General features: G+C 71.2%; 23 protein-coding genes and 1 tRNA gene. 16 read left to right on the top strand and 8 right to left on the bottom strand.

Features of this window, described 5'->3' with window-relative positions:
- Window positions 1-20 precede the first annotated feature (20 nt).
- Window positions 21-1,085 (bottom strand): flagellar basal body P-ring protein FlgI, encoded by a 1,065-nt coding sequence (locus OF850_RS06630; protein WP_301589150.1) that lies wholly within the window; start codon window positions 1,083-1,085, stop codon window positions 21-23.
- 206 nt (window positions 1,086-1,291) lie between these two features.
- Between OF850_RS06630 and OF850_RS06635 the strand changes: the two genes are divergently transcribed.
- Both OF850_RS06635 and dksA read left to right on the top strand, forming a co-directional pair.
- Window positions 1,292-1,642, top strand: a complete 351-nt coding sequence (locus OF850_RS06635; RefSeq protein ID WP_301589151.1) for a flagellar assembly protein FliX — start codon at window positions 1,292-1,294, stop codon at window positions 1,640-1,642.
- A gap of 122 nt (window positions 1,643-1,764) precedes the next feature.
- Complete coding sequence (gene dksA / locus OF850_RS06640) at window positions 1,765-2,181, top strand: RNA polymerase-binding protein DksA (RefSeq protein ID WP_301589152.1); 417 nt, start codon at window positions 1,765-1,767, stop codon at window positions 2,179-2,181.
- Here dksA and OF850_RS06645 read toward each other — a convergent pair.
- From OF850_RS06645 to OF850_RS06655, 3 genes are all read right to left on the bottom strand, one after another.
- Entirely contained in the window at window positions 2,145-2,888 is a 744-nt protein-coding gene (locus OF850_RS06645; RefSeq protein WP_301589154.1) for an SOS response-associated peptidase, read from the bottom strand. The two genes, dksA and OF850_RS06645, sit on opposite strands and share 37 nt — an antisense overlap.
- Before the next feature lie 10 nt (window positions 2,889-2,898).
- The gene (locus OF850_RS06650) at window positions 2,899-4,521 is read right to left on the bottom strand and encodes a GMC family oxidoreductase (protein WP_301589156.1); all 1,623 of its coding nucleotides are present in this window, start codon (window positions 4,519-4,521) and stop codon (window positions 2,899-2,901) included.
- 67 nt (window positions 4,522-4,588) lie between these two features.
- Entirely contained in the window at window positions 4,589-5,134 is a 546-nt protein-coding gene (locus OF850_RS06655) for a flagellar basal body L-ring protein FlgH (protein WP_301589157.1), read from the bottom strand.
- Here OF850_RS06655 and OF850_RS06660 point away from each other — a divergent pair.
- From OF850_RS06660 to speE, 4 genes are all read left to right on the top strand, one after another.
- Window positions 5,133-5,432 carry a hypothetical protein gene (locus OF850_RS06660; RefSeq protein WP_301589158.1) on the top strand — a complete coding sequence of 100 codons (300 nt, stop codon included), beginning with the start codon at window positions 5,133-5,135 and terminating at the stop codon, window positions 5,430-5,432. The genes OF850_RS06655 and OF850_RS06660 overlap by 2 nt on opposite strands.
- Window positions 5,433-5,455: 23 nt before the next feature.
- Window positions 5,456-6,355: a hypothetical protein gene (locus OF850_RS06665; RefSeq protein ID WP_301589159.1), complete on the top strand. Its 900-nt coding sequence runs from the start codon at window positions 5,456-5,458 to the stop codon at window positions 6,353-6,355.
- 180 nt (window positions 6,356-6,535) lie between these two features.
- Window positions 6,536-6,976: an adenosylmethionine decarboxylase gene (gene speD, locus OF850_RS06670; RefSeq protein ID WP_301589160.1), complete on the top strand. Its 441-nt coding sequence runs from the start codon at window positions 6,536-6,538 to the stop codon at window positions 6,974-6,976.
- Window positions 6,977-7,064: 88 nt separating this feature from the next.
- Window positions 7,065-7,925: a polyamine aminopropyltransferase gene (gene speE / locus OF850_RS06675; protein ID WP_301589161.1), complete on the top strand. Its 861-nt coding sequence runs from the start codon at window positions 7,065-7,067 to the stop codon at window positions 7,923-7,925.
- Between the two features lie 21 nt (window positions 7,926-7,946).
- On the opposite strand, the gene OF850_RS06680 is transcribed toward speE, so the two are convergent.
- From OF850_RS06680 to OF850_RS06690, 3 genes are read right to left on the bottom strand one after another with little or no spacing between them, the layout of a single operon-like run.
- A complete protein-coding gene (locus OF850_RS06680; RefSeq protein ID WP_301589162.1) occupies window positions 7,947-8,732 on the bottom strand; it encodes an SDR family NAD(P)-dependent oxidoreductase in 786 nt (261 codons plus the stop codon).
- Window positions 8,733-8,773: 41 nt separating this feature from the next.
- A complete protein-coding gene (locus OF850_RS06685) occupies window positions 8,774-10,126 on the bottom strand; it encodes an NAD(P)H-dependent oxidoreductase (RefSeq protein ID WP_301589163.1) in 1,353 nt (450 codons plus the stop codon).
- 50 nt (window positions 10,127-10,176) lie between these two features.
- Window positions 10,177-11,142 carry an alpha/beta hydrolase gene (locus tag OF850_RS06690; protein ID WP_301589164.1) on the bottom strand — a complete coding sequence of 322 codons (966 nt, stop codon included), beginning with the start codon at window positions 11,140-11,142 and terminating at the stop codon, window positions 10,177-10,179.
- Window positions 11,143-11,180: 38 nt separating this feature from the next.
- On the opposite strand from OF850_RS06690, the gene OF850_RS06695 reads away from it, so the two are divergent.
- The gene (locus OF850_RS06695) at window positions 11,181-13,694 is read left to right on the top strand and encodes a bifunctional acetate--CoA ligase family protein/GNAT family N-acetyltransferase (RefSeq protein WP_301589165.1); all 2,514 of its coding nucleotides are present in this window, start codon (window positions 11,181-11,183) and stop codon (window positions 13,692-13,694) included.
- Between the two features lie 74 nt (window positions 13,695-13,768).
- Window positions 13,769-14,188 (top strand): hypothetical protein, encoded by a 420-nt coding sequence (locus tag OF850_RS06700; RefSeq protein ID WP_301589167.1) that lies wholly within the window; start codon window positions 13,769-13,771, stop codon window positions 14,186-14,188.
- A 42-nt stretch (window positions 14,189-14,230) separates the two neighbouring features.
- On the opposite strand, the gene OF850_RS06705 is transcribed toward OF850_RS06700, so the two are convergent.
- Complete coding sequence (locus OF850_RS06705; RefSeq protein WP_301589168.1) at window positions 14,231-15,106, bottom strand: tellurite resistance TerB family protein; 876 nt, start codon at window positions 15,104-15,106, stop codon at window positions 14,231-14,233.
- Window positions 15,107-15,207: 101 nt separating this feature from the next.
- On the opposite strand from OF850_RS06705, the gene thiE reads away from it, so the two are divergent.
- From thiE to rplL, 8 genes are all read left to right on the top strand, one after another.
- Window positions 15,208-15,846, top strand: a complete 639-nt coding sequence (gene thiE, locus OF850_RS06710) for a thiamine phosphate synthase (protein ID WP_301589169.1) — start codon at window positions 15,208-15,210, stop codon at window positions 15,844-15,846.
- On the top strand, window positions 15,836-16,690 hold the full coding sequence (locus tag OF850_RS06715) for a PhzF family phenazine biosynthesis protein (protein ID WP_301589170.1): 855 nt from the start codon (window positions 15,836-15,838) through the stop codon (window positions 16,688-16,690). The genes thiE and OF850_RS06715 overlap by 11 nt, the downstream gene beginning before the upstream one ends.
- Window positions 16,690-17,397 carry an FkbM family methyltransferase gene (locus OF850_RS06720; RefSeq protein WP_301589171.1) on the top strand — a complete coding sequence of 236 codons (708 nt, stop codon included), beginning with the start codon at window positions 16,690-16,692 and terminating at the stop codon, window positions 17,395-17,397. The genes OF850_RS06715 and OF850_RS06720 overlap by 1 nt, the downstream gene beginning before the upstream one ends.
- Before the next feature lie 57 nt (window positions 17,398-17,454).
- Window positions 17,455-17,531 (top strand) — tRNA-Pro (locus tag OF850_RS06725).
- Between the two features lie 178 nt (window positions 17,532-17,709).
- Complete coding sequence (gene rplK, locus OF850_RS06730) at window positions 17,710-18,144, top strand: 50S ribosomal protein L11 (protein WP_301589172.1); 435 nt, start codon at window positions 17,710-17,712, stop codon at window positions 18,142-18,144.
- Window positions 18,145-18,148: 4 nt separating this feature from the next.
- Window positions 18,149-18,847 carry a 50S ribosomal protein L1 gene (gene rplA / locus OF850_RS06735; RefSeq protein WP_301589173.1) on the top strand — a complete coding sequence of 233 codons (699 nt, stop codon included), beginning with the start codon at window positions 18,149-18,151 and terminating at the stop codon, window positions 18,845-18,847.
- Between the two features lie 297 nt (window positions 18,848-19,144).
- Entirely contained in the window at window positions 19,145-19,660 is a 516-nt protein-coding gene (gene rplJ / locus OF850_RS06740) for a 50S ribosomal protein L10 (RefSeq protein WP_301589174.1), read from the top strand.
- A gap of 91 nt (window positions 19,661-19,751) precedes the next feature.
- Entirely contained in the window at window positions 19,752-20,129 is a 378-nt protein-coding gene (gene rplL / locus OF850_RS06745) for a 50S ribosomal protein L7/L12 (protein ID WP_301589175.1), read from the top strand.
- The last annotated feature ends 97 nt before the right edge of the window (window positions 20,130-20,226 follow it).

Genomic DNA, 20,226 nt, shown 5'->3' on the forward strand with positions numbered 1-20,226 from the left:
CAGCGCACCTCCAGCTCGGACTAGGGGGCGCCGGCCGCCTTGATCGTCTGCAGGATGGTGATGAGGTCGCGCGGGCCGACGCCCAGGCTGTTCAACCCCCGGACCAGCTCCACCAGGGTGACGCCGCTGCGCAGGATGCCCATGCGCCGCTCCGCCCCGTCATCCACCTCGATCTGTGTGCGCGGCACCACGGCCGTCTCGCCCCCCGCCAGCGGGTTGGGCCGGGAGACCTGCGGCGTTTCGCTGATGCGGATGGTGAGACTGCCCTGGGCGATGGCGACGGTGGAAACGCGCACCTGCGCCCCCATCACCACCGTGCCCGAGGCTTCCTCGACCACGACGCGCGCCGCTTGGTCCGGCTCCACCCGCAGCTGCTCGATGTCGGTAAGGAAGACGACCGGGTCGCGTCCGCCGAGGGTGAGCAGCACGGTGCGAGGATCGGTGGCGCGGGCGGAGGCGCCGCCCGCGGCGCGGTTCACCGCCTGGGCCACGCGCCGCGCCGTCGTCAGGTCCGGGTTGCGCAGCGACAGCCGCACGTGGTCCCGCCCGGCGAGGGTATAGGGCACCGCGCGCTCCACGATGGCGCTGGCGCTGATGCGGGCTGAGGTGGGCACGCCGCGCTGCACGCTGGCCGCCGCGCCGCGCGCCGCGATGGCGCCTGTCGCCACCGCGCCCTGCGCCACCGCATAAACCTCGCCATCCGCGCCCAGCAGCGGCGTGGCCCGCAACGTCCCGCCCGTGAGGTTGGAGGCGTCGCCCAGGGAGGAGATGGCGATGTCGATGCGCAAGCCGGGCTGGGCGAAGGCGGGGAGGTTGGCTGTGACCTTCACGGCGGCGACGTTGCGCGTGTCCAGCCGCGCCTCGTTGTCGCGGGTGTTCACGCCCAGCCGTTCCAGCATGCCGACCAGGGATTGCCGGGTGAAGACGGCGGTGCGCAGCCGGTCGCCCGTGCCGGGCAGCCCAACCACCAGCCCGTAGCCCACCAGCTGGTTGTCGCGCACGCCCTCGATGTCGGCGATGTCCTTGATGCGCGCGGTCTGCGCCAGCGCCGGAAGCGCGAGGAGCGAGAGCAGCAGGAGCTGCATGTGTTTCATCATCGGTTAAACCCATCCGGGCGAGGGTCCGCCCATGCTTCGCCCCTCCCTCCGCAAGCCCCGTGCCAGCGCCCCCGGCCCGGGGCCCGGCAAATTCCGCCGGTCCCTGGCGGTTTCCGCCGGGGCCGGGCGGCAGGGACGGCCCGGCCGCGATCGGTGACGTCCGCTACACCCCCGGGCCTGGGCCGCGGCCCGACATGGCAGCCCGGCGCGGCGCCGGCTTCCGCATGCCGGATTCGCCCGGCGCCGCGCCGCTGACCGCCCCGGGCATCGCCGCGCCGCTCGCCCTTCCCGCCGAGCGGAATCCGGAGGAGCGGGACGATGCTGCCCGCCGCCGCGGCCACACCCTGCCGGAAGAGATGGAGGAGCTGCGCCGCGACCTGCTGCGCGCCCGCATGGACCCGTCGCGTTTGTCGCGCCTTTCGCTGTTGGCAGAGGGCGAGGCGGGGCACGACCCGGGGTTGCAGGAAGCGATCGAGGCGATCAGCCTTCGCGCAAAAGTTGAGTTGGCGGGCTATTCCATGCTGTCGAATTCATATTCGCGGTAACGTCATGCAGTTGTTGCAGATTGGCACTTGGCGAGTGCATGGCCTCCCCCTATGGTCCGCCCGCCCTGGGATGGGGGTTGGCGACGGGTCGGCCTGATTTCCGGGGTGAGGCAAGGTTCAACATGGTCGTCACCCTCCCTCCCGATTATCGCCCGTCCGACGACGAAGAGTTCATGAATGCGCTTCAGCTGGAATACTTCCGCCAGAAGCTGCTTCGCTGGCGGCACGAATTGCTGCGCGAGGCCGGCGTCACCCTCAACTCGCTTTCCGCTGGCGGCATCGCCGAGCCCGACCTGACCGACCGGGCGAGCGTCGAGACCGATCGCGCGCTGGAGCTTCGCACCCGCGACCGGGCACGCAAGCTGATCAGCAAGATCGACCAGGCGCTGGAGCGGATCGCGAACGGCACCTACGGCTTCTGCGAGGAAAGCGGCGAGCCGATCGGCCTGCGCCGGCTGGAGGCCCGCCCCATCGCCACCCTGTCCATCGAGGCGCAGGAGCGTCACGAGCGGATGGAGAAGGTCCACCGCGACGATTGAGGATCAGGGCCGGCGTCCATCAGCCCGGCCGCGGGTGGAGCGCCTGGCCAAGTTTCCAGCAGGGCCGGATCATTCTCGCCGACCCGGCCGACGCGCGGGTCCACTGGCCAGAAGCGCAGCAGCGAATCGTCCAGCGGGCGCAGCAGTGCTTCTGCATCTCCCTCTTCCTCACCCAGCCAAAGCGGCCAGTCCGCGCGCCCGAGCAGCACGGGCATGCGGTGGTGCAGCAGCGCCTGCCGCCCCGCCGAATCGGTGGTGACGATGCTGAAGGTGCGGAGCCACGACCCGTCCTCCGCCTTCCACCCTTCCCATAGCCCAGCCGCCGCCATCGGGCTGCCATCCCGCAGGGCGACGGCATAGGGCTGCTTGGCACCCTCGCCCGCGTGCCATTCGAAGAACCCGTCCATGGGGACGAGGCAGCGGCGACGCCGGAACGCCTCGCGGAAGGAGGGCTTGGTGGCCACCCCGTCGGCGCGGGCATTGATCAGCCGCGCGCCGCCCTTGGCGTCCTTGGACCAGGACGGGACGAGCCCCCATTGCAGCACGTCCATGTGGCGCGCGCCGGTGTCCGGATGGCGCCGCACCACCGGTGCGGATTGCGTGGGGGCGATGTTGAAGGAGGGCGGCCAGTTCGGCACGCTCGCGCCTACCTCGAAATACTGGGCCGTCTCGGCATTGGGCCGCTGGAGGAAATAGCGCCCGCACATGCCCGGGCGCTCAGGCCGCCACGGCTTCGCGCCCGCGGATGAAGTCGCTGGCCTTCTCCGCGATCATCAGCGTGGTGGCGTAGGTGTTGGCGCTGGTCATGCTCGGCATGATGGAGGCGTCCACCACGCGCAGCCCGGACAGCCCGTGCACGCGCAGCCGGTCATCCACCACCGCCATCGGGTCGGTTTCCGGCCCCATCTTGCAGGTGCCGATCAGGTGATAGGTGGTGCTGCCGTTGCGCTTGGCGAAGTCCAGCAGCTCGTCATCCGTCTGCACCTGCGTTCCGGGCAGCGTTTCCTTCGCCATCAGCGCCATCATCTGCGGCGTGGAAAGCATGCGCCGGGTCAGCCGCATGCCCGCGAGGTGGACGCGCACATCCATCGGGTCGGACAGGTAGTTGGGCTGGAGTTCCGGATCCTCGAACACGTCGCGCGAGCGTGCCCGCACCCAGCCCTTGCTTTCCGGCCGGTGCTGCCATGCCCCCGCCGTCACGCCTGGATAGTCGTCCAGCACGTAGACCATCCCCTCCTTGTAGGAGCCGGGGGTGAAGACGCATTGCAGGTCGGGCTGGTCCAGCCCCTCGAAGCTCTTCCAGAACACGTGCACGTGGGAAGGCGCGGTGGCGAGGATGGAGGGCCGCCGCGCCGCCCAGCGCGCCACCTGCCCGCCGAGGCGCAGCCCGCGCGCCAGTTCGTTCAAGGTCAGCACGCCCGGCTTCGCTCGCATCACGAAGCGCGAGGCGTAGTGGTCGCGGAAATTCTCGCCCACCCCGGGCAGGGCGTGCCGGATCTCGACGCCCAGCCGGTCCTTGATCCAGGACGGGCCGATGCCGCTGACCTGGAGCAGGCGTGCCGTGTTGGCCGTGCCGCCGGACAGGATCACCTCGCGCCGCGCCCGCACCTCCGTCGGCGTGCCGACGCGCTCGCTGAGGTAGCGGATGCCGACGGCGCGCTTGCCCTCCAGCATCACCTCGGCGGCGCGGGCATTGGTGCGCAGGTCGAGGTTCGGCCGCGACAGCGCGCCATGCAGGAAGGCGCGATAGGCGGAAACGCGGCGCCCGTTCAGGATGGCGCGCTGGTAGTAGCCGACGCCCGCTTGGTCGCCTGAATTGTAGTCGGGGTTGCGCGGGATGCCGAGGCCGACGCAGCCCTCGATGAAGGCTTCGGAGACGGGGTGGATCCAGTCCATGTCCGTGACGGGGATGCCCTGTTCCCGCCCCCGGCGCGTGGCATCGCCGAAGCCGATGCGCCGCTCGGTCCGCATGTAGTAGGGCAAGCAGTCGGCGTAGCCCCAGCCGCGATTGCCATGCTGCGCCCAGGAATCGAGGTCGCCCGGCTGGCCGCGATTGTAGATCATCCCATTGACGGAAGAGGAGCCGCCGAGGGTGCGTCCCTGCACCGTGGCGATGCGCCGCCCGCCCGTGTTCTCCGTCGGCTCGGTGGAGAACTGCCAAGTCACGCCCGGGTCCTTCAGCGTCTTGATGAAGCCGGCGGGGACATGGATCCAGGGGCTGCGGTCGGGCGGCCCGGCTTCCAGCACGCAGACCGTCGCCGTGGGGTCTTCCGACAGCCGCGCCGCGAGCAGGGAGCCAGCCGCGCCGCAGCCCACGATGACGTAGTCGAATTCGTCCATGCCCGCGCTCCCTGACCGGACGGACAGCTTACGCCCGCCGCCCGCCCTGTCCATCGCGGCAGCGCCTTCAGAAGGGTGACAGGATGTCCAGCAATTGCTGGCCCAGCCTGGGCTGCTGCACGTCCGACAGCGTGCCCCGCCCGCCATAGGAGATGCGCGCCTCCGCCAGCCGGTCATGCCGCACCGTGTTGTCGCTGGCGATGTCCTGCGGGCGGACCACGCCGCGCACCTCCAGCTCGCGAAGCTCGGCGTTCACCCGCACCTCCCGCCGCCCCACCATCACCGTGTTCCCGTTGGGCAGGGTCTGGGTGATGGTGGCGGCGAGGCGGAGGTTGATCGTCTCCGTCCGCCGCACCTGCCTATTGCCGTCGCTGGTGGAAACGAGGCTGGCGGGGTTGGCCCCACGCGGCAGCAGGCGCCGGGTTTGCCTTTCCATCCCGAGCAGGTTGGGCACGCCCAAGCTCTCCGCCCCGTTGCGGCTGCGCTGCGTCCGGTTCTGCAGTTGCGCATCATCGGCGATGGAAACCAGGATCGTGATCAGGTCGCCGACCTGCGCCGCGCGCTGGTCGCGCAGGAAGGTGCGCGAACCGGGGCGCCACAGCGAATTCGCCATGGCCGGCGCCTCGTGCGGCGCCGGGCGACATCTCCGGCGCGCGGCCGAGCCGCGACAGGCGCTCTGCCTGATCGAGGCGGCGGGGGAAGACGCGGCGCTCACCCTGGCTCAGGCCCTTCTGGACGAAGCGGAAGGGCAGGTGGAACGTGCGTCGGGAGGTTTCGATGCCGCCGCCCAGGGCAGGGATCGCCGCGCCCTCGCCCGAGCGCTGCGCTGTGCAGCCGAGCTTCGCCTCGCCGCCGGCCGGCTGGATGCGGTTGGGGCGGCGCAGGCGCTGGAAGCTGCCCTCTTTACCTAGCGCGGCGACGAGGAGGACTGACCTTGCGCCGCCGCATCGCCGATCTGCGGCGCGAGGCGGGCGACCCGCGCGGCGCCATGGCCATGCTGCGCGAGGCCGAGGCGGGCTTCCCCGAAGCGGCTTCGGCCCTGCGCGCGCCGCTCCAGGCGGCCTTCCTGGACGCGCTGCGCCGCGACCCCCCAGCCGAGGCCGTGGCGCTGCATGACGCTCGTCCCACGCTGGTCCCCTCTGGTCCGGAGGGCGAAGCGGCGCTGCTCGACCTCGCAGAGCGCCTCCTGGCACTGGATCTGCCGGGCCGCGCCGCCACGCTTCTGCGCCAAGCGGTGGAACGGCAGCCCCTCGGCGAGTCCCGCGCTGCGCTAGGCGCGCGCCTCGCCCAGCTGCAATTGACGGAAGGTGAGCCTGCCGCCGCCCTCGCCGCCCTGGCCGCAAGTGGCGGGGGCGCCCTGTCCCTCGCCCTGGCCGAGCGCAGGGCCCTTCTTGCCGCCCGTGCCGAGGCGCAGCGCGGCCGGCGCGACGTGGCGACGGAAATGTTGGCAGCCCTGGGTCCGGCAGGGGACGAGACCCGGGCGGAGATCCTCGCCGAGGCGCGCGACTTCGCGGCCGCTGCGGCGGCGCTGTCCCGTCGCCTTGCCGCGCTGACCCCCGCGGAAGGACCTTTGCCCGAGGCGGCGGAGCGCGTCGCGCTGCGCATCGCGGCTCTGCTGGCGCTCGCCGGGGATGAGCGCGGCATCGCCGCCCTGCGCCGCTCCCATGGCGGCCGGATGCGCACGGCCAGCCTCGCGCGCGGCTTCGAGGCGCTGACATCCGATCCGGTGCGTGGCCTCGCGGACCTGCCGCGCTTGGCATGCGAACTGAATCTCTTCCGTAGTTTTCCGGATTTGCGGGAGCGGTTGCGGACGGCTGCGCTGCCCACCGGATGAGTCGTGCGTCTGATAGGGGGGCGCCCCGTGTTTTTTTCGGGGCGATGGAGCCGATTTTCATTTGACCCCGGGGGCAGCGTGCCCCATATGCGCCTCCGTTGACCCCATCGAACCGACGGCCACGGTGGCCGCACAGCCGATTGATCAGGTCATCTTCCCGACTGGAAAGGGTTTGCCCGCATGGACACTCTCGTTCGGCTGGGGGATGCGCTTACGAGCGACGCCCAGAACATCACGCACGGTGAGCAGAAGGACTACTTCGTCGAGCGCAACGGCGTCCGCTACGCCGGCACGCACCTGATCATCGACCTTTGGGGCGCGACCAATCTCGGCGATCCCGGCCACATTGATGCGGTGCTGCGCGAGGCGGCGATCGCCACCGGCGCGACCATCCTGCACGGCCACTTCCACCACTTCTCGCCGAATGGCGGGGTGTCGGGGGTGCTGGTGCTGGCCGAGAGCCACGTCTCCATCCACACCTGGCCGGAGCGTGACTACGCGGCGCTGGACATCTTCGTCTGCGGCGACTGCGACCCGTACAAGGCGATCGAGCACCTGAAGCGTGGCTTCCTGCCGGAGCGCGTGCAGCTCGCCGAGCACAAGCGCGGCCTGGTTGGCTGAAGCCGGACCAAGGTCGGAGCACGAGGGCCGGGCGGCAACGTCCGGCCTTTTTCATGACACGGCCATTTCCATCACACGGAGAGCAACGATGGCGACGGATTCCTGGGTGAACGAGACGCTCTACGCCGAGTGGGGCCAGCGCTTCCTGGTGGGGCGCGAGCTGGCGCGGGTGAAGAGCGATTTCCAGGACATCATGGTCTTCGAGAGCCCGAGCCATGGCCGCGTCATGCTGCTGGACGGCGTCGTCCAGATCACCGAGCGCGACGAGTTCGTCTACCAGGAGATGCTGACCCACGTGCCGCTGCTGGCGCATGGCGAGGCGAAGCGCGTCCTCATCATCGGCGCCGGCGATGGGGGTGTGCTGAAGCGCGTCCTGCAGCACCGCAACGTCGAGAAGGCGGTGATGGTGGAAATCGACGGCGAGGTGATCCGGCTGGCCAAGGAGCACATGCCCATGATCGCCGGCGATGCCTGGAACGATCCCCGCGCGGAGGTCATCGTGGGCGACGGTATCGATTATGTCCGCACCGCGCCCGCCGGCTCCTTCGACGTGGTGATCGTGGACTCCACCGATCCGATCGGCGTCGGCGAGGTGCTGTTCACCGAGGAGTTCTATCACAACGCCGCGCGGCTGCTCTCCGAGCGCGGGCTGATTGTGAACCAGTGCGGCGTGCCCTTCATGCAGGCGGAGGAGTTGCGCGACACCAACAAGCGCCGCGCCAAGTCGTTTTCCGATACCTGGGCCTATGTCGCCGCCGTGCCGACCTATGTCGGCGGCTTCATGACGCTGGGCTGGGCGGCCAAGGACGCCACGCTGCGCAGCCATGACGCGGCGACGATCAAGGCGCGGGCGGAGAAGGCGGGCATCCTGGGCCAGACCCGCTACTGGACGCCCGAGATCCATGTAGGCGCCTTCAACCTGCCGCCCTACATCGCGGAGAACCTGTAAGAGGGGAGGGGCTTCTGCCCCTCATTCCTCCTCGACGAGCGGCGGGCCGGCCAGCACGCCGCCATCGATCACCATGGCCTGCCCGGTCATGAAGCCGGAGGCCTTGCTGGCCAGGAACACGGCGGCGCCTGCGATCTCGTCCGGCTCGCCGATGCGCAGCAGCGGCGTGTCGCGGGTGCGCTTCTTCAGGTTCACCGGGTCCTCCCACAGCGCGCGAGCGAAGTCGGTCTTCACCAGGCCCGGCGCGATGCTGTTCACCCGGATGCCCTTCGGCCCCCACTCCACCGCCAAGGCTCGGGCCAGCTGCATGTCGGCGGCCTTGGACACCCCGTAGATGCCCAGGCGTGGCGAGCCGCGGAACCCGCCGATGGAGGAGACGATGATGACGCTGCCCTCGCCGCGCTCCGCCATGCCGGGGATCGCCATCTGGCAAAGCCAAAGGTTGGACCGCACGTTGCTGTTCATGATGCGGTCGTAGGACTCGTCCGGGATGTCCTGGGACGGGCCGAAATACGGATTCACCGCCGCGTTGCAGACCAGGATGTCCACCTGTCCGTAGGCGCGGTTCGTCTCGTCCACCAGCGCCTGGAGCTCGCTCTTGCGGCCGATGTTGCAGGCTAATGCCATGGCGGTGCCGCCCTTCGCGGTGATGGCGTCCACCACCTCCTGGCAGGCATCGAGCTTGCGGCTGCTCACCACCACCTTGGCGCCGTGCTCGGCGAGGCGCTCGCAGATGGCGCGGCCGATGCCGCGGCTGCCGCCGGTGACGATGGCGACCTTGCCGGACAGGTCGAACAGGCTGGGCATGGACGATTCCCCTTCTTGACGTTCCAGGCAGGCTAGCGCCGCTACTCGGCGGCCAGAACCCCCCGAGCCCCCTCCGCCATCTCGCGACGCAGGCGCACCGCCTCGTTATCCACATCCAGCGCCACATCGGATTGGCGCAGTGCGGCGCCCTTGGGCACGTCGCGTAGCAGCTTCACCCCGTGCGCGAGGCCGATGGGCAACGTGTCCTCGCGCAGGGCGCGCGAGGCAGGGATGCACTTGCCCCAAACCATGGCGCCGCCCTCGCCATCCAGCACCTCGCCGGCCTTGAGGTCGCGCTTGGCGGTAGAGGCGACGTCGCCGCGCCAGGCATCGCTGCACCCCGTCGGCTCCCGTCGCAGCGCGACGGAAGCGACGGAAACGCCCAGCTCCAGCCCGATCAGGTGATAGGGGCGCCACAGCGCGGCGTAGCGACCCGTGTCGTCGGTGCGGACGCCGTACTCGCTGAAGCAGCGACGGATGTAGTCGGTCTCGCCCTCGAAGGTGGCGTAGACGCCCCAGCGGAGGTCGCCCATGACCGGGCGGCCGTCGCGCTCCACGCTGCTGATCACCTCCGTCATGCCCTTGCGCGGCAGGATGCCGCCATCGGCAACCGGGCGCAGCAGGTGCGGAAGGTCCTGCACGCCGCAGGCCGGGAACATCAGCCCGTCCTCCGGCGGCTCCAGCCCGGTGGCGTTGGCGATGGCGGCCATCTCGATCGCGCTCTTGGTGCCGTCGAGGAAGGAGTTAAACATCTGCGGGTTCATGCCGCCCTTGGCCGCATCCTCCGGCGACAATCCATAGAAGCCCCAGACCGTGTCCGGCGTGCTTTCGTGGAAGCGCGGCAGGTATTTCGTGCCCTTGCCGGCGGCGATGACCGGCAGCCCCATGGCGCGGATCGTGTCCACCATCTCGCAGACCAGGGCGGGCTGGTCGCCATAGGCCATGGAGATGACGACACCCGCCTTCGCGGCCCGCGCCGCCAGGGCCGGGCCGGCCAGCACGTCGGCCTCCACGTTCACCATCACGACGTGCTGTCGCGCCTCGATCGCGGCCAGGGCGTGACGGATGCCGGCGGCGGGGTTGCCGGTGCTTTCCACCACCACCTCGATGCGCTCGTCATTCACCACGGCAGCATCTTCGGTGACAAAGGTGATGCCGCGCGCCAGCGCATCGTCCAGGTCGCGCGCCGTCGCGCGGTCCTTCTCCCAGCCGATGCGCTCCAGATTCTCGCGCGCGCGGGAGGGCGACAGATCGGCGATGGCGGCGACATGGATACCGGGCCGCCGCGCTGCCATGGCGAGGAACATGGAGCCGAACTTGCCCGCGCCGATCACGCCCACGGTCACGGGACGGCCTTCCGCCGCACGGGCTGCAAGCATGCGGGACAGGTTCATGGTGGTCTCCTCTCGGTCGCGCCGAGGGTGCCTCGCGGCCGCTGCGCGCGCTACCCCACCCGCGCCCGCAGCCAGCGCCCTGCCGCCTCCGCCGCGCGGTCGGCGGCGCCCACATGGCCGAGGGCGCGCAGGAAGCCGTGCACCGTGCCGGGGAACACTTCCATCTCCAGCGACACCCCGGAATGGCGCAGTCGCTCCGCGAAGGCATGGTTCTCCGAGGCCAGCACGTCCAGCTCGGCGATGTGCAGCAGGGTGGAAGGCAGGCGCGACAGATCGCCGCGCAGGGGCGAGGCGAGGGGGGAAAGCCGCGCCACCGGGTCGGGGCAATAGGCGTCCCAGTAGAAGCGCATCTTGGCCTCGGTCAGCCCGTAGCCATCGGCGAATTCGCGATAGGACGGCGTCGCGAGGTCATGGTCAAAGACGCCGTAATTCAGCAGCAGGCCGCGCAGCGGGACCGGCTCCGCCAGTTCGGCATTCAGCAGTGCCGTCGCGGCGGCGAGGTTGGCGCCCGCGCTGTCGCCGCCCAGCACGATGCGCGACGCATCGAGGCCGAGCCGCGCTCCCTCCTCCGCGAGGTGGCGCAGCACGGCGGCGCATTCCTCAAGCGCCTGCGGGAACACCGCCTCGGGTGACAGCGCATAGTCCACGCCGAGCACGGCGCAGCCGGATTGGGCCGCATAGGCCCGCATCAGCCGGTCATGCGTGTCGATGGAGCCCCAGACCCATCCGCCGCCGTGGAAATACACCAGCACCGGCAGCTTGGCGGCGCCCGTCGGGCGGTGCATCCGCACCAGCAGTCGCCGGCCCCGGATCGGCCACCACATTTCCCGCGTTTCCGCCATTGGGGGGCCGCCCTCGGCCAAGGGCTCCTGCGGGCCGTCATTCAGACGGCGCAGCTTGTCGAAAGGGGCGGAACGAGGCGGGTTCGGCAGGACGATGGCGGGCTGCGCGGCCATCCGCTCCGCCATCATCCGGGAGAATTCGGCCATTTCGGGATCGAGGCGCGGGTCGTTCATGGGGGCATCCTGCGCTCGGCTGCCCTACACTGGAAGCCATGTCCCTCCTTCTCACTGGCCGTCCAGGCAAGGGTTTCCGCGACATCGCGCTGTTCGGCCCCCGCTCGGCCTGGCTGCTGGCCGACCCGGAACTGCCGGAAAGCGCCATCCTGCGCCGCAACCTCCTGGCCAGCGGCTTTTCCGGCCGGCTGGCCCTGGATGCGCCGCCGGAGGAGCCGCCCGACCTCGCCGTGGTGTGCGTCGCGCCCGATGCGATGGAGGACGCGCTGCGCCGCGTCGCCGAAGCGGGATGCCACGCCGCCATCGTGCCCGTCCCGGCGCCGAACCTCACCGCCCTGGCGCGCGCATCCGGGCTGCGCGTCCTGGGCGAGCGCTCCTTCGGCCTGGCCCTGCCGCATCTGGGGCTGAACGCGACGCTGTCGCACATCCCGGTGCCGCGCGGACGCCTTGCGCTGATGACGCAATCCTCGGCGGTGGCGCGGGCGGTGCTGGACTGGGCGGCGGCGGAGGGGCTGGGCTTCTCCCACATCATCGGCATCGGCGCGAACGACGACCTCGGCTTCGCTTCGGGGCTCGACTGGCTGGCGCGGGATTCGCGCACCGCGCTGGTGCTGCTGGAACTGCGGCGCATCAAGAACCGGCGCGGCTTCGTTTCGGCGGCGCGGGCCACGGCGCGCACCCGCCCCGTGCTGGCGCTGCGCCCCGGCGCCCGGCTCGACGACCCTTCGGGGGTCGGCGAATCGGTGATGGAGGCAGCGCTGCGCCGCGCTGGCGTGCTGCGCGCGGCGGGGCTGGAGGAATGGCTGGCGGCCGCCGAGACCCTGGCCCGCGCCAAGCCGCGTGGCGAGGGCGACCGCGTCGCCATCCTGTCCAACGGCATCGGACTGGCGCGCCTCGCCGCCGACGCGGCGGTGGCGCATGGGCTGCGGCTCGCGGAGACGGGGGTGCGCAACCCGCATTCCCTCGGCTCCAGCCCCGGCACGGCGCTGGCGGAGGAGGCGCGGCGCCTTGCCGCGCTGCCGGGGGTGGATGCGGTGATCGCCGTCCATGCCCCCACGGACGAGCCGGCGCCTGCCACGGCGCTCGTGGAAGCGGCACGCGGCAATCGCGGCGCACCGATCCTGCTCGGCTGGGTGGGCGAGGCCAGCGCGCATGGCGAACGCCGCGCCCTCACCGAGGCTGGATTGCCGGTCTTCGCCACGCCGGAGGCCGCGATCCGCGGCGCGGTCCATCTGGCCCGGGAGCGTCGCAACCGCGCCGCCGCCGCCGAGCTTCCGCCCGCCGAATTGCTGGAGATCGCGCCCGAGCGCGACGCGGTGCGGAGCATCCTGGACGGCGCGAGGGCGGAAGGGCGCGACCGGCTCTTCGAGGACGAGGCCCTGTTTGTCCTCGCCGCCTATGGCATCGCCACCGCGCCGGGCCGCGTGGCGCGTGACGCGGAGGAGGCGGCGCAGGTCGCCGCCGCGATGGGCTTTCCCGTGGTGCTGAAGGCCCGCGCCCTCCTGCGCTTCAAGAGCGAGGCGGGCGGCGTCGTCACCGGGCTGCGCGGCGAGGCCGCGCTGCGCGCCGCCGCCAATTCCATGACGGAGGAGGTGGCGCGCCGAGCGCCCGGCACGGAACTGGCCGGTTTCCTGGTTCAGCGGCAGATGCCGCGCGGCTCGATGGAACTGCGGCTGCGGCTGGACGAGGACCCGATGTGGGGCCCCTGGATCGGCTTCGGCCAGGGCGGCACGGCCGCCGACCTCGCGCAGGACGAGGCCTTCGACCTCCCGCCGCTCAACCTGCCGCTCGCGCATGCGCTGATCGCGCGCACGCGGCTGGCGCGGCTGTTGCCCGGCTTCCGCGACCGTCCGCCGGTGCTGGAGCCCGCCATCGCCGACGCGCTGGTGCGGCTGTCGCAGCTGGCGGTGGATTTCCCGGTCATCGCGCGCGTCGTGGTGAACCCGGTCTTCGCCGACGCGGCCGGGGCGGTGGCCGCCGATGCCGCCATCACGCTGCGGCCGGAGGGCGAGGCGGCGCTGCTCGCCATCCAGCCCTATCCGGCGCATCTCGAGTCCGATTGGGTAGCGCGGGACGGGCGGCGCTTCCGCATCCGCCCCATCCGCCCCGAGGATGCCGAAGCGCAGGGCAAGCTGTTCCGGGCGCTGCCGCCGGAGGATGTGCGCTTCCGCTTCTTCTCCAGCATGCGGGAGCTGCCGCCCGCGCTGCTCGCCCGCCTCACCCAGATCGACTACGACCGGGAGATGGCCTTCGTCGCCCAGAGTGATGGCGCGACGCACGGCACGGCGCGGCTGATCCGCGAGCCGGGCGGGGAGGCGGCGGAATTCGCCGTGGTGGTCGCGCCCTCCGCGAAGGGAACGGGGCTGGCGCGCCACCTGATGGAGCGCGCGATCGAGTGGGGCCGCGCCAAGGGCTTGCGGGAGCTGACCGGCCACATCCTCGCCGACAACGCACCCATGCTGGCCTTCGCGCGGCGCCTGGGCTTCACCCTGTCGCGCTCGGAGGAGGATGTGGAGGTGATGCTGGCCAGCAAGCGGCTGGACACGCCCTGATCCTGCCACGGCAGCGCCACCACCGCGCCGCGTCCGGGGCGTTGCATGAGGATAGGCCCAAAGGAACCATCCCGATGTCCCGCCTGCTTCTTGCCCTTCCCCTTGCCGCGCTGGCGCTGGCCGGCTGCGTGGCCGACGAGGCCGCCTATGGTGGCGGGCCGGCCTGGGGGTCGCGCCCCTATGCAGCGCCCGCACCCTCCTACGTCCCGCCCGAGCCGCCCCGCGAATGGGCGCGCCCGCGCGACTGGGATGATCGCCGTGACCGGGACGATCGGCGCGACCGTTATGGCTATGAGGCGCCCCGCTCCTGGGATGCGCCGTCGCGCCCCTATGCTTGGCGCGACGCGCCGCCGCCCGGCTATGCCCCGCCGCCTGCCTATGGCTGGCAGCGCGAGCCGCGCCGCCTTCCCTGGGACGACCCGCCGACCCGCGACCCGTCCTATCCGCCGCCGGGTTGGGGCCCCGGCCCCTACCCGCAGTACCAAGCCTACTGAAAAGGGCCGGGCCAGGCGCCCGGCCCCGTTTCCAGGCTTGGCCTAGAGGCCGGCCTGGGCGGCCGCGGCCGCGGCATCCTTCGCCTGCTGATCCAGCTGCTGCCGCAGCCCGCTCGGCAGGTGCAGTTCATGCGCGAGCGCTTCCAGCCAGGCGCGCTCCGCCGCCGTGTCCGGTTCAGCCACGAGGCGGGAGGCCAGATAGATCTGCGCCTTCTGCCCTTCCGTCTTCGCGAGCGCGGCAATGGCCCGCGGGTCGGCTTGGCCTTCCAGCGCCCCGAACACGAAGCCCTTCTCCTGATCGGAGAGTTCCAGCCGCTCCACCTCGGTAAAGATGCGCTCGCGCTCCTGCGCGTCGAGGTGGCCGTCGGCCTTGGCTGCCGCGATCATCGCGCGGATCACCGCGAGACCGAAGGGCTGGTTGTCGGCGGCGGCCGAATCGGGCGTGGCCTCCGCCGCGACCGGCGAGGGCGGTGGCGGGGCCTTGCCGGCGGCGCTGGCCTGCTGCTCCTGCCAGCTCTGGTAGGCGCGGTGCGCCAGCGTGCCCAGGATGGCGAGGCCACCCATGCGCAGCAGCCCCGAGCCGCCGCCCCGGCGCCCCCCGCCCAGCAGCGAGCCGAGCAATCCGCCCGCGGCCGCCGCGCCGATGCCTGAGCCCATGGGCGGCTTCAACATGCCGCCGAGGCCGCCCAACCCACCGCCCGACGCGCCCGTGCCGCTGCGGGAGCCACCCGAAAGCGCGTCCAGCATGCCGCCCAGACCGCCCATGCCGGGTCCGCCGCCACCAGGCAACCCGCCGGCACTCGTGCCGCCCGTGCCGCCGCGCCCGGCCAGCAGCCCGCCCAGCAATTCCTCCAGTCCGCCGCGGCCCTGGCCGGATCGGTGGCCGGTGAATTGTTCGAGGATGCGTCGCGTATCCATGGTGTCCTCCGGTTCGGTGATGTCGGGCGGGGAACGCCCAGCCCCGTCCGGAGTTCCCCCTGGGCTTGTGGCGCCGGGGCGCTGCGCGCGAAGGTCGGGCCATGGATACGCGCTGCCGCCTCTACCTCATCACCCCACCGGTGCTGGAGCCAGGCTTCCCCGATCGCCTCGCGCGGGCCCTCGACGCGGGGGACGTGGCCTGCGTCCAGCTGCGGCTGAAGGACGCCCCGCGCGACGCCATCCGCCGCGCGGTGGACGCGCTGCGCCCCGTCGCCCAGTCGCGCGACGTGGCTTTCCTGCTGAACGACGACGCCGCCATGGCCGTGGAAACCGGCTGCGACGGCGCCCATCTCGGCCAGGGCGATGGCGACCATGCGGCGGCGCGTCGCCTCCTGGGCGAGCGCACCCTGGGCATCACCTGCCACGCCTCCCGTCACCTCGCGATGGAGGCGGGGGAGGTGGGCGCCGACTACGTGGCCTTCGGTGCCTTCTTTCCCACCGCGACCAAGGAAACCGTCCACGCTGCCGGGACGGACCTGCTCGAATGGTGGAGCGAGATGATGGAAATCCCCTCCGTCGCCATTGGCGGCATCACCGCCGCGAATTGCGGGCCGCTGGTGCGGGCGGGAGCGGAGTTCCTGGCGGTGGTGGGCGCGGTCTGGAATCACCCCGAGGGCGAGGCCGCAGGCATCCGCACCCTGGAGGCGGCCATCCGCGAGGCCTCCGCCGATGCCGCTTGAGTTCGAAACGGCGGATGTCTTCACCGCGACGCGCTTCGGCGGCAATCCGCTCGCCCTCGTGCATGGCGCCGAAGCGCTGGACGACGCGATGCTGCAGGCCATCGCGCGGGAATTCAACCTGAGCGAGACGGTCTTCGCCCTCGCCCCACGCGAGGCCGGGCAAGACGCCTTTCTCCGCATCTTTACGCCCTTCGGGGAGCTGCCCTTTGCCGGTCATCCCAATGTGGGCGCCGCCGTGCTGCTGTCGCGCCGCATGGGGCGGGAGGGGACGCTGAGGCTGGGCCAGGCGGCCGGTGTGGTGGTGGCCGAGGTGTCGGGAAGCGAGGCGGAGATCGAGGCGCCGAAGAAGCTGGCGTTGGGCAACGCCCTGGACCCGGAGGCGGTCGCCGCCTGCGCCGGGCTGGCCCCCGGGGCGCTACACCTCAACAACCACGTCCCGCTGGTCGCGGGCTGCGGCACGCCCTTCGCCCTGGCCGAGGTGGAGGATGCCGCGCTGCTTTCCGCCGCGCTGCCGGATGTCGCCGCGTTCGGACGCAGCCTGACCGAGGTGGTGGGGCTGCTGCTGCACACGCCGCTCGGCATCGGGCGGCGGCGGGCACGCATGTTCGCCCCCTTGGCCGGCATCGCCGAGGATCCGGCGACGGGCAGCGCCAATTGCGCCCTGGCGGGGCTGCTTCTGGAGCTCAATGGTGGCTCCGCCCTCGCGCTGGAGGTGGAGCAGGGAATGGAAATGGGCCGCCCGAGCCAGCTTCGCCTCGTCGCGCGGCGGGAGGCGGATGGCGCGATCCGTGTCCGTGTCGGGGGCGGCGTGGTGCCGGTCGGGCGCGGCGTGCTGGATCTCTGATGGAGGAGATCGCCTTCCACCGCCGCCTCCATCGCCCCGGCACCATCCTGGATATTGGGGCGCATGACGGGCTGCTGACCCTTCCCCTGTCCGAGCTGCCCGGCAGCAGGGTCCTGGCCTTCGAGCCGCTGCCGAGCGCCTTCGCGCGCCTCACCGCCGCCTGCGCCGGCCGCTCCAACATTGAGCTGCGGCTGGAGGCGCTTGGGGAACGCCCTGGCGAGGCGATGCTCAGCCTTCCCGTCCTGGACGGCGTCGCGCAGGAGCAATGGGCCAGTATCAGCAAGGATTATCGCGGCTTCTCCAGCGTCACCGTGCGGCAGCACGCCGTGCCCGTCGTTTCGCTCGACTCGCTGGCCCTGTCGGATCTCGTGGCGGTGAAGCTGGATGCGGAAGGCGCGGAGGAGGCCATCCTGCGCGGCGGCGCCGGAACGCTGCGCCGATGCCGGCCCATCCTGTCCGTGGAGGTGGAGGAACGCCACGCCCCCGGCTCCACCCGCGCCGTCCCGGCCTTGCTGGAAGGGCTGGGCTATGCAGGGTTCTTCGTCCTCGACCGGCTGCGTCCGGTCGCCGAGTTCGACGCGACGTCCATGCAGCGCGCCAGCCCCGACCCGGCCGTGTTCGGCGCGGAGGGGCCCTATGTCTTCACCTTCTTCTTCCTGCCGACCGAGTCGCAGGACACGATGCTTGCGCGGCTGGCGGGAGGGTAGGGCGCTTCCCCCGCTTGCGCGCTTCGCGTCTTGACGCTAGAGCCTCGCGCACGGCGCCGGAGTGTAGCTCAGCCTGGTAGAGCACTGTGTTCGGGACGCAGGGGCCGGAGGTTCGAATCCTCTCACTCCGACCAGCCGCCCCTGGCGGCGAAGCACCAACCGGTTTCATCCATCGAGACTGCCATGCAGGGCGCGCGGGGCTGCGCGCTGGACAGGCGCGCGCGGCTGCCTTAGACGGCGCCCTTCGGAAACGCGGGAGGCCCGACCGGGGCCGTCTGGACCGCGGGTCCCTCACATCGAGGAGATCGGGCCATGGCGAAGAAAATCGCTGGCTACATCAAGCTGCAGATTCCGGCCGGCAAGGCCAACCCGTCGCCGCCCGTGGGCCCCGCCCTGGGCCAGCGCGGCCTGAACATCATGCAGTTCGTGAAGGAATTCAACGCGGCGACGCAGCAGATGGAGCCGGGCACCCCGACGCCCGTCGTCATCACCGCGTACACGGACCGCACCTTCTCCTTCATCACGAAGACCCCGCCCAACACCTACTTCCTGCTGAAGGCGGCGAAGATCGAGAAGGGCTCCACCACGCCGGGCAAGGGCGGCAATGTCGGCCGCGTGACCAAGTCCCAGCTGGCCGAGATCGCCCAGACCAAGATGAAGGACATGAACTGCACCGATGTCGAGTCCGCGGTGCGGATGCTGGCCGGTTCCGCCCGTTCCATGGGCATGACCGTGGTGGAGGGCTGATCCCATGGCGAAGCTGACCAAGCGCATGAAGGCCCTGGCCTCGGCTGTCGAGGCGGAGAAGCTCTACGGGCTGGACGAGGCGATCGCCCTCGTGAAGCAGAACGCCAAGGCCAAGTTCGACGAGACGGTCGAGATCTCGATGAACCTGGGCATCGACCCGCGCCACGCCGACCAGATGGTCCGCGGCGTGGTCGGCCTGCCCAACGGCACCGGCAAGACCGTCCGCATCGGCGTCTTCGCCCGCGGCCCGAAGGCGGAGGAGGCGAAGGCCGCCGGCGCCGACGTGGTGGGCGCGGACGACCTCGCCGCCGCGGTGCAGGAAGGCAAGATCGACTTCGACCGCTGCATCGCCACGCCGGACATGATGGCGCTGGTAGGCCGCCTCGGTAAGGTTCTGGGCCCGCGCGGCCTGATGCCGAACCCGAAGCTCGGCACCGTCACCATGGACGTGAAGGGCGCCGTGCAGGCTGCCAAGGCCGGCCAGGTGGAGTTCCGAGCCGAGAAGGCGGGCATCGTCCATGCCGGCATCGGCAAGGCCTCCTTCGACGCGGAGAAGTTGGCGGCCAACGCCCGCGCCTTCGCCGAGGCCATCCAGCGCGCCCGCCCGACCGGCGCCAAGGGCACCTATGTCAAGCGGGTCGCCGTGACCTCGACCATGGGCGCCGGCGTGAAGGTGGACCCGGCGACGCTGGGCAACGCCTGATTGTGAATTCGTCCCGGTCCCCAGGGGCCGGGATGCGCAGGCGGGGCTCCGGCCCTGCCGCTCCTGTCGGAGATTGCGGGTGCCCCCAGTGGGCTTGATTGGGAGGGGCTTGAACGGCTCCGTCCGGCCAGCATGAGACGGGGAACCGAGATATGCGCGCGGCCTGGCCTTCCGGGCGCGCGTGGCTTGGCTTTCCGGCGACGACAGGCGAACGGGGCAGGGGGATGGTCTCCCTGCTTCGGGTTGAACCGGCCGGGGCCCCTCCACCAGGCATCCGGCCACCGACGGAGAGTGTGAATGGACCGCACGGAAAAGCGCGCCTTCGTCGAGTCCCTGGTCAACGTCTTCAGTGAGACGTCCTTCGTCCTCGTCGCCCAGAACAAGGGTTTGACGGTGGCGGCGGTGGACGATCTGCGCCGCAAGATGAAGGCCGCGGGCGCGACGTACAAGGTTGCGAAGAACCGCCTGGCCAGCCGCGCCCTCGACGGCACCCGCTTCCAGGGCATCCAGCCGCTGCTGAAGGGTCCGACCGCGCTCGCGTGGTCCGTGGACCCCGTGGCCGTGGCGAAGACTGCCGTGGAGTTCGCCAAGACGAACGACAAGTTCGTGATCCTGGGCGGTGCGCTCGGCACCCAGAACCTGGCCCTCGACGGGGTCAAGGCGCTGGCCGAGCTGCCCTCGCTCGAGACGCTGCGCGCGCAGCTCGTGGGTCTGATCCAGACCCCGGCGACGCGCATCGCGGGGGTTGTGCAGGCCCCCGCCGGGCAGCTGGCACGGGTGCTGAAGGCCTATGCGGACAAGGAAGCCGCGTAAGGGTTTCGGTTGGAAGTGAATTTCCCCTGGCTGGGTGTCCAGTCGGGGTTGTCAAGCCACAGTCAAGCCATTAGATCGAAGGAACACGAACATGGCCGATCTCGCTAAGCTCGTTGACGAGCTGTCCGCCCTGACCGTCCTGGAGGCTGCCGAGCTTTCCAAGATGCTCGAGGAGAAGTGGGGCGTCTCCGCCGCCGCGCCGGTGGCTCCCGCCGCCGCTCCGGCTGCCGCCGCCGCTGCCCCTGCCGCCGAGGCCCAGACGGAGTTCACCGTCGTGCTCGAGGCTGCGGGCGACAAGAAGATCAACGTCATCAAGGAGATCCGCGGCATCACAGGCCTGGGCCTGAAGGAAGCCAAGGATCTGGTCGAGGGCGCGCCCAAGACCGTCAAGGAGAACGTCTCGAAGGACGAGGCGGACAAGATCAAGAAGGTGCTGGAAGAGAACGGGGCGACCGTCAAGGTCCAGTAACTTCTGCGGACCTGCCGGGGGCTCCGCGCCTGGCAAGTCCGAAACAGGTCACTACGGGGTGGGCGGGAACCGTGTGGTTGCCGCCCCTTCCGCCGTT

Source organism: Sabulicella glaciei, from assembly GCF_026183895.1.
GTDB lineage: Bacteria > Pseudomonadota > Alphaproteobacteria > Acetobacterales > Acetobacteraceae > Roseococcus > Roseococcus glaciei.

What these genes read in the sequence shown, in the direction of transcription:
- rplL (WP_301589175.1), top strand. Translation starts at nt 19,752, where the DNA reads ATGGCCGATCTCGCTAAGCTCGTTGACGAGCTGTCCGCCCTGACCGTC.
- rplK (WP_301589172.1), top strand. Translation starts at nt 17,710, where the DNA reads ATGGCGAAGAAAATCGCTGGCTACATCAAGCTGCAGATTCCGGCCGGC.
- rplJ (WP_301589174.1), top strand. Translation starts at nt 19,145, where the DNA reads ATGGACCGCACGGAAAAGCGCGCCTTCGTCGAGTCCCTGGTCAACGTC.
- OF850_RS06635 (WP_301589151.1), top strand. Translation starts at nt 1,292, where the DNA reads ATGGCAGCCCGGCGCGGCGCCGGCTTCCGCATGCCGGATTCGCCCGGC.
- OF850_RS06655 (WP_301589157.1), bottom strand. Translation starts at nt 5,134, where the DNA reads ATGGCGAATTCGCTGTGGCGCCCCGGTTCGCGCACCTTCCTGCGCGAC.
- OF850_RS06685 (WP_301589163.1), bottom strand. Translation starts at nt 10,126, where the DNA reads ATGAACCTGTCCCGCATGCTTGCAGCCCGTGCGGCGGAAGGCCGTCCC.
- OF850_RS06700 (WP_301589167.1), top strand. Translation starts at nt 13,769, where the DNA reads ATGTCCCGCCTGCTTCTTGCCCTTCCCCTTGCCGCGCTGGCGCTGGCC.
- OF850_RS06705 (WP_301589168.1), bottom strand. Translation starts at nt 15,106, where the DNA reads ATGGATACGCGACGCATCCTCGAACAATTCACCGGCCACCGATCCGGC.
- OF850_RS06650 (WP_301589156.1), bottom strand. Translation starts at nt 4,521, where the DNA reads ATGGACGAATTCGACTACGTCATCGTGGGCTGCGGCGCGGCTGGCTCC.
- OF850_RS06695 (WP_301589165.1), top strand. Translation starts at nt 11,181, where the DNA reads ATGTCCCTCCTTCTCACTGGCCGTCCAGGCAAGGGTTTCCGCGACATC.
- OF850_RS06645 (WP_301589154.1), bottom strand. Translation starts at nt 2,888, where the DNA reads ATGTGCGGGCGCTATTTCCTCCAGCGGCCCAATGCCGAGACGGCCCAG.
- OF850_RS06660 (WP_301589158.1), top strand. Translation starts at nt 5,133, where the DNA reads ATGGCCGGCGCCTCGTGCGGCGCCGGGCGACATCTCCGGCGCGCGGCC.
- rplA (WP_301589173.1), top strand. Translation starts at nt 18,149, where the DNA reads ATGGCGAAGCTGACCAAGCGCATGAAGGCCCTGGCCTCGGCTGTCGAG.
- OF850_RS06680 (WP_301589162.1), bottom strand. Translation starts at nt 8,732, where the DNA reads ATGCCCAGCCTGTTCGACCTGTCCGGCAAGGTCGCCATCGTCACCGGC.
- speD (WP_301589160.1), top strand. Translation starts at nt 6,536, where the DNA reads ATGGACACTCTCGTTCGGCTGGGGGATGCGCTTACGAGCGACGCCCAG.
- thiE (WP_301589169.1), top strand. Translation starts at nt 15,208, where the DNA reads ATGGATACGCGCTGCCGCCTCTACCTCATCACCCCACCGGTGCTGGAG.
- OF850_RS06690 (WP_301589164.1), bottom strand. Translation starts at nt 11,142, where the DNA reads ATGAACGACCCGCGCCTCGATCCCGAAATGGCCGAATTCTCCCGGATG.
- dksA (WP_301589152.1), top strand. Translation starts at nt 1,765, where the DNA reads ATGGTCGTCACCCTCCCTCCCGATTATCGCCCGTCCGACGACGAAGAG.
- OF850_RS06630 (WP_301589150.1), bottom strand. Translation starts at nt 1,085, where the DNA reads ATGCAGCTCCTGCTGCTCTCGCTCCTCGCGCTTCCGGCGCTGGCGCAG.
- OF850_RS06720 (WP_301589171.1), top strand. Translation starts at nt 16,690, where the DNA reads ATGGAGGAGATCGCCTTCCACCGCCGCCTCCATCGCCCCGGCACCATC.
- OF850_RS06715 (WP_301589170.1), top strand. Translation starts at nt 15,836, where the DNA reads ATGCCGCTTGAGTTCGAAACGGCGGATGTCTTCACCGCGACGCGCTTC.
- speE (WP_301589161.1), top strand. Translation starts at nt 7,065, where the DNA reads ATGGCGACGGATTCCTGGGTGAACGAGACGCTCTACGCCGAGTGGGGC.